Source organism: Variovorax sp. YR752, assembly GCF_943372545.1.
The window spans coordinates 1-5108 of the sequence record NZ_CALRZC010000372.1 but is presented as its reverse complement, the minus strand read 5'-3'; the positions used below and the strand labels follow the sequence as shown (position 1 = coordinate 5108).

The window sequence follows — 5108 nt, the reverse complement described above, 5'->3', positions numbered from 1 at the left end:
TCGGCATCGGCGCCCCGACGGTGGCCTTCCTGGACATCTTCCTGCTGCACTGCCTGCTGTCGCCGAGCGCGCCCGATTCCCCCGACGAAGTGGCTGCCCTCGGCCACAACCAGGAGCGCACTGCCGCGCGCGGGCGCGAGCCGGGCCTGCGGCTGCAGCGCGGCGGCCGCGAGATCGTGCTGGCCGAGTGGGCGGCGGAACTGCTCGACGGCTGTGCGCCGATCGCCCGGGCGCTCGATTCGGCACACGGCGGAACGCGGCACCGCGACGCACTCGGCGCGGCGACCGCGGCGCTGCACGACACCCGGCGGCTGCCGTCGGCGCGCGTGCTCGACACCATGGCAAGCGACTTCGGCGGCTCGCACATCCAGTTCGTGCAGGCCCGTTCTGCCGCGGTGAAGCACGCGCTGCTGGACGTGCCGTGGACAGCCGAGCTCGACACCCGCTTCGGCGCGATAGCGGCCGCATCGGTGCAGGCGCGACAAGCCGCCGAAGCGGCCGATCGCGAGCCGTTCGAGACCTTCCGGCAGCGCTATCTGGACCCGGCCCAGCTCACGCCGTCAGCCGGCTGAAGGAACCGTTTCGCTGGAGCGCAACCGCGGCTTCGCCTCGGTGCGATCCAGCCCGGGCGAACGCGGACTTCCGGGCACCCTGAGCTGCTGATCGAACCGCCGTCGCTCGACCCCGCGCCCATCAGTCGCGCCATCAGCGTGGATACCTCGGGTGGCGTGTAGAACTCGCCGGCCTTCTTGCCGCTGGTGGAGGCGAAGTTCTTGATCAGGAACTCGTATGCGTTGCCGATCACGTCGAGCTGGCCGACGCGGCTCTCGCGCAGGTTCAGCTCGGGCTTCGCGAAGTCTTCGAGCAGGTGGCGCAGGATGTCGTTCTTCTGCTGCTCGTCGCCCAGCTTGTTGCTGTTGAAGCTGATGTCCTGGAAGACATCGCGAAGCTTGCCGAGGTTGGCCTCTTCGATGGCATGGAGAGCTTTGTCGATGCGCTCGCCGTTGCCTGGCGTGTGCCGCAGCGCATGCAGGGCGTAGAAGCCGGCGCTGGCAGGCAGCACGAAGCGCTCGTTCTTGAGCATCTCCTCGATCAGCTCGGGGTGGCCGCCGTACTGCTGCTTGTAGTTGTCGTAGTGGTCCTGCCAGACATCCGACACGTACTTCAGGAACAGCATGGTCAGGACGTAGTCCTTGTAGATGCTGGGATCCACCGTGCCGCGGAAGGTGTCGCAGGCGGCCCAGACGGCACCGTTGATGTCGTCCTGGCTCACGCTTGTCTTGTTCGCAACGATCTCGTTCATTTCTTTTCCTGCATGCGGGTATGGGTTGCGGGTGCGCTCAAGTCTTCGGCGATCGCTTGGAGCTGCTGCTCGCGGTTGGTGATGAGTCGCTGCAGCGCGCGGCGCTCCCGCTGTGCCAGTTCGGCCAGGGCGACGATGCGACGCTGTTCTTCGACCGCAGGAATGGAGAGCGCGAGTTGGTCTAACACGGGCCGACGAATGCTGAGTTGGCTGCTGCCTTCGCGGCCGTTGACGAATTCGAGCTTGACGGCACCGGCCAGGTGCGCGTGACGCTGGATGACAGAAGCGTTTGCCATGGTGAACTCCAACCGAGAGCAACCAGCCGGGTCCCAGTCCGGGTTCCCTGAAAACTGATCCTCTCGCTCGGACTTCCTCGCTCCCGCCCACGGGCGGGCGGGGGGTGGGCATGGCCCCTTCCCTCACGGGAAGGGGTTGGGGATGGGTGGTGTCATCTGCAGCCGAAGCAGTGAGCCGGTTTCCCGGCCCACCGCTTGAAGATCCCCCCACAAAAGTCCCCTCGCAATTCGACGGGGGCGCGTGGGGGGAGCGCGGTGGGACGACTGGCGCACGGGCTGCCCCCTCCCCGCGGTCGGCGCAGCGACGCGGCCGATGTGCCAGCTCGCCTGGCGCAGCGGTTGCAGTGCAGCCGGCCGAATGGTCACGAGCGGCGGCGGCCCTGCGGCCGACGTGCCACAAAGGGAGCCGAAGGCGAGCGACTGGCGCGGCGGTCGAGCCGCTGCGAGCGCTTCGGAGAACCCGATGTTCAGCGGCCAGGCTCCGGGCTTGGCGGGTGTCCGGGGTGGCGTTCGGGACGCGTGAGCACCGAGCGCAGCGACTTGCGAGCGCGGACCGATCGCCAAGCGGGCGTCGGTCATGCATAGCATGACGGACGAAGAAGCCCGCGATCCCCGGGCACGGGACAGGGCCGCCTCGTGATGACCGCCGGCATCGCCGGCCTGACCGTGTTGCGTCAGCGACGGAAGCCCGCCAAGGGGCGAGACGCCGGTACCCCAGTGGCTCGACGCGCAGCGCGACACAGCGGCCCTGCGCAGCGGGGCGACGCCCAGGCCCACCGGGACCTGGAGGCAGATGCCGCTTCAACAGCACCGACTGCTACGCCTGCCGCCCTCCCTGAGCCCACGTCGCACGACGATCTCACGCCGCCCGCAGGCACTACGATGACTCCAACAAGACCGGGAGGGAGGACACCATGAACCCGAACGACAACGACGACAGCCGATCCGTCGCCCTCTACTGGGACTTCGAGAACCTGCACGCCGGTCTCATGGAGGCCAAGTACGGCGAAGGCGCCTACGCCAAGCAGGACAACCGCTTCAAGGTCCAGGAACCCCTCATCGACGTCCAGGCCCTGGTCGAGCTCGGCGCCTCCTTCGGCCCCGTCGCCATCAACCGCGCCTACGGCAACTGGCAGTACTTCGGCCGCTACCGCGACGCGCTCCTGCAGAGCGCCGTCGAACTGATTCAGCTCTTCCCCCCAGGGGCATCAGCCAAGAACGGCGCCGACATCAAGCTCTGCCTCGACGCCACCGAGGACATTAGCCGCTTTGCCCACATCGGCACCGTCATCATCGTCGGCGGCGACAGCGACTTCATGCCCGTCGCCCAGAAGATCAAGGCCGCCGGCCGCACGCTGATCGGCATCGGCAACCGCCGCAACACCAACAAGCACTGGGCCAAGAGCTGCCACGAGTTTCGCTACTACGACAGCCTGGTCGAAGCGCCCAGCACTGAAGAAGCGCCCAAGCCCAGCGAAGCCAAGGACACCCCACCGCCGCCACCGGCCGATCCGGCTGCCGAGATGCTCAAGCGTGCCGTCCGCCTGCTCGCCGAGACCAAGGGCGAAGCCTGGGTCAACAAGGGCTCCGTCTGGCACATGATCAAGCGCCTCGACCCTACCTTCGACCCCAAGGACCACGGCCACGCCAACTTCGCCGAGATGGTCAAGGCCCTGGACACCGTCGTCGAGATCAAGAAGGGCGAGACCGACCACATGCTGCGCGTGCGTTGAGGGTCGTGGGCTCAACGGGTCGTCAACTCGGCGTGGAACGCCGGCTTGACAACTATTGATAGTCGGCGCGATCATCTCGCCCATGAGCACCAACACCATGAGCTTTGCCCTGCCCGAAGCCATGCGCAGCTACGTCGATCAGCGCGTTCGCTCCGGCCAGTACGGCAACACCAGCGAGTACCTGCGTGAGCTGATCCGCCGCGACCAGGAAGAACAGGCCAAGAAGCGCCTCCGCGAACTGATCGAGGAGGGCCTGAGCTCCGGGCCCGGCCAGGCACTCACGCCCAGGCGCGCCGCTCAGCTCAAGAAGCAGGCTCTCGGCGACCTGCGTTGAAGCCCGCCCTCCTGCGGCCGCAGGCCGAGGCCGATCTGATCGAGGCCACCCGGCACTACGCGAAGGAAGGTAGCGTCGAGCTGGCCGAGCGCATGTTCGACGCGGCCATCGCGGCGCTCGAACAGATCCAGCGCATGCCGGCGATGGGCTCGCCCCGCCTGGGGCAGCTGTGCGAGATTCCAGGCCTGCGCTCGTGGCGGGTCACGGGTTTCCCGATGCAGTGGCTGTACTTCGAGGCCGAGGACCACCTCGATGTCGTCCGCCTGCTCGGCGATCGGCAGGACATCATCTCCATCCTGACTGCCGGTGAGTGACCCGGCCAACGCCTGAAACACCAGCGTCGACGCCTGCGACAACTACCGCCATGTCGAAGGTGCTGTTCGACTTCACCGACCCGCACGCGGCGAACGCCTGGCGCGCCATCGACGACCGCGTGATGGGCGGCATCTCCCGCAGCACACTGCGCCAGGACCCAGCAGGCCACGCCGTCTTCGAGGGCAGCGTCTCGTTGGACCGCAACGGCGGCTTCGCCTCCGTGCGATCCAGCCCTGGCGAACATGGCCTTCCGGACGCCCGAACCCGCCTGATCGAACTGCGCGGCGACCACAAACAGTTCAAGCTCAGCCTGCTGACCGACGATGGCTCCGACAGCCTCAACTACCAGGACAGCTTCGCTCCCGGAGGTACCGACTGGCAGACCCTGCACCTGCCGCTGGCCGACTTTCGCGCCAGCCTCCGCGGACGCGAAGTCAGCAGCGCACCAGCGCTCGATCCCGCGCGCATCCGCCAGGTCGGCCTGATGATCGCCGCCCGCCAGGCCGGCCCCTTCGAACTGCACATCCGCCGGATCAGCCTCGCCTGACCCGGCCGGCGCACGAGAGGCGACAAAGGGGCACTCGCGGTGCCCCTCCGCGCTCAAAGCAGCCCCAGCTCGGCAAACGAACGGACCTCCGCGCCCGCGACCACCAGGTGATCGAGCACCCGCACGTCGACCAGCGCGAGAGCCGTCTTCAGCGTCTGCGTCAGGAACTCGTCCGCCCGGCTCGGCTCCACCGAGCCCGACGGATGGTTGTGCGCCAGGATCACCGCTGCCGCATTCACCGACAGCGCTTCCTTGACCACTTCACGCGGGTACACCGAGGTCTGCGTCACCGTGCCGCGGAACATCTGCTTCAGCGCAATGATCCGGTGCTGCGCATCCAGGAACAGCACGCAGAACACCTCGTGCTCCAGCACACCGATCTCCAGGCGCAGGTAGTCCTTCACCGCCTGCGGCGACGACATCGTGGCACCGCGCCGCACGCGCTGCGACAGCACGCGCCGCGCCTGCGACAGCACCTCCTCGGCACGCGCGCGACGGTACTGCCCAGAACGACGTGGTAGCGTGGGTCGTCACGGCAAGCCCACCCGCCCACCACCACCATCCCCCCGTGAGGATCACC

Annotated in this window: 7 protein-coding genes and 1 pseudogene; 5 read left to right on the top strand and 3 right to left on the bottom strand. The window is 67.8% G+C overall.

Going from position 1 to position 5108, the window contains the following annotated elements; all coding sequences use genetic code 11:
- Positions 1-572 (top strand): annotated as a pseudogene (locus tag AAG801_RS40415) (glutamate--cysteine ligase); the annotation flags it as partial.
- Here AAG801_RS40415 and AAG801_RS40410 read toward each other — a convergent pair.
- Both AAG801_RS40410 and AAG801_RS40405 read right to left on the bottom strand, forming a co-directional pair.
- Complete coding sequence (locus tag AAG801_RS40410; RefSeq protein ID WP_341893507.1) at positions 533-1303, bottom strand: type I restriction-modification system subunit M N-terminal domain-containing protein; 771 nt, start codon at positions 1301-1303, stop codon at positions 533-535. The pseudogene AAG801_RS40415 and the gene AAG801_RS40410 sit on opposite strands and share 40 nt — an antisense overlap.
- Positions 1300-1599, bottom strand: a complete 300-nt coding sequence (locus AAG801_RS40405; RefSeq protein WP_341893506.1) for a hypothetical protein — start codon at positions 1597-1599, stop codon at positions 1300-1302. Before AAG801_RS40405 ends, AAG801_RS40410 begins: the two co-directional genes overlap by 4 nt.
- Before the next feature lie 914 nt (positions 1600-2513).
- On the opposite strand from AAG801_RS40405, the gene AAG801_RS40400 reads away from it, so the two are divergent.
- The 4 genes from AAG801_RS40400 (at position 2514) to AAG801_RS40385 (ending at position 4528) form a co-directional block, all read left to right on the top strand.
- A complete protein-coding gene (locus AAG801_RS40400) occupies positions 2514-3332 on the top strand; it encodes an NYN domain-containing protein (RefSeq protein ID WP_341893505.1) in 819 nt (272 codons plus the stop codon).
- 82 nt (positions 3333-3414) lie between these two features.
- The gene (locus tag AAG801_RS40395; RefSeq protein WP_341893504.1) at positions 3415-3666 is read left to right on the top strand and encodes a type II toxin-antitoxin system ParD family antitoxin; all 252 of its coding nucleotides are present in this window, start codon (positions 3415-3417) and stop codon (positions 3664-3666) included.
- A complete protein-coding gene (locus AAG801_RS40390; protein ID WP_341893503.1) occupies positions 3663-3980 on the top strand; it encodes a type II toxin-antitoxin system RelE/ParE family toxin in 318 nt (105 codons plus the stop codon). Before AAG801_RS40395 ends, AAG801_RS40390 begins: the two co-directional genes overlap by 4 nt.
- A 50-nt stretch (positions 3981-4030) precedes the next feature.
- Positions 4031-4528 (top strand): CIA30 family protein, encoded by a 498-nt coding sequence (locus tag AAG801_RS40385; RefSeq protein ID WP_341893502.1) that lies wholly within the window; start codon positions 4031-4033, stop codon positions 4526-4528.
- Positions 4529-4581: 53 nt separating this feature from the next.
- On the opposite strand, the gene radC is transcribed toward AAG801_RS40385, so the two are convergent.
- On the bottom strand, positions 4582-5004 hold the full coding sequence (gene radC, locus AAG801_RS40380) for a DNA repair protein RadC (protein WP_341893501.1): 423 nt from the start codon (positions 5002-5004) through the stop codon (positions 4582-4584).
- Between the last annotated feature and the right edge of the window lie 104 nt (positions 5005-5108).

What these genes read in the sequence shown, in the direction of transcription:
- AAG801_RS40405 (WP_341893506.1), bottom strand. Translation starts at nt 1,599, where the DNA reads ATGGCAAACGCTTCTGTCATCCAGCGTCACGCGCACCTGGCCGGTGCC.
- AAG801_RS40385 (WP_341893502.1), top strand. Translation starts at nt 4,031, where the DNA reads ATGTCGAAGGTGCTGTTCGACTTCACCGACCCGCACGCGGCGAACGCC.
- AAG801_RS40410 (WP_341893507.1), bottom strand. Translation starts at nt 1,303, where the DNA reads ATGAACGAGATCGTTGCGAACAAGACAAGCGTGAGCCAGGACGACATC.
- AAG801_RS40400 (WP_341893505.1), top strand. Translation starts at nt 2,514, where the DNA reads ATGAACCCGAACGACAACGACGACAGCCGATCCGTCGCCCTCTACTGG.
- AAG801_RS40395 (WP_341893504.1), top strand. Translation starts at nt 3,415, where the DNA reads ATGAGCACCAACACCATGAGCTTTGCCCTGCCCGAAGCCATGCGCAGC.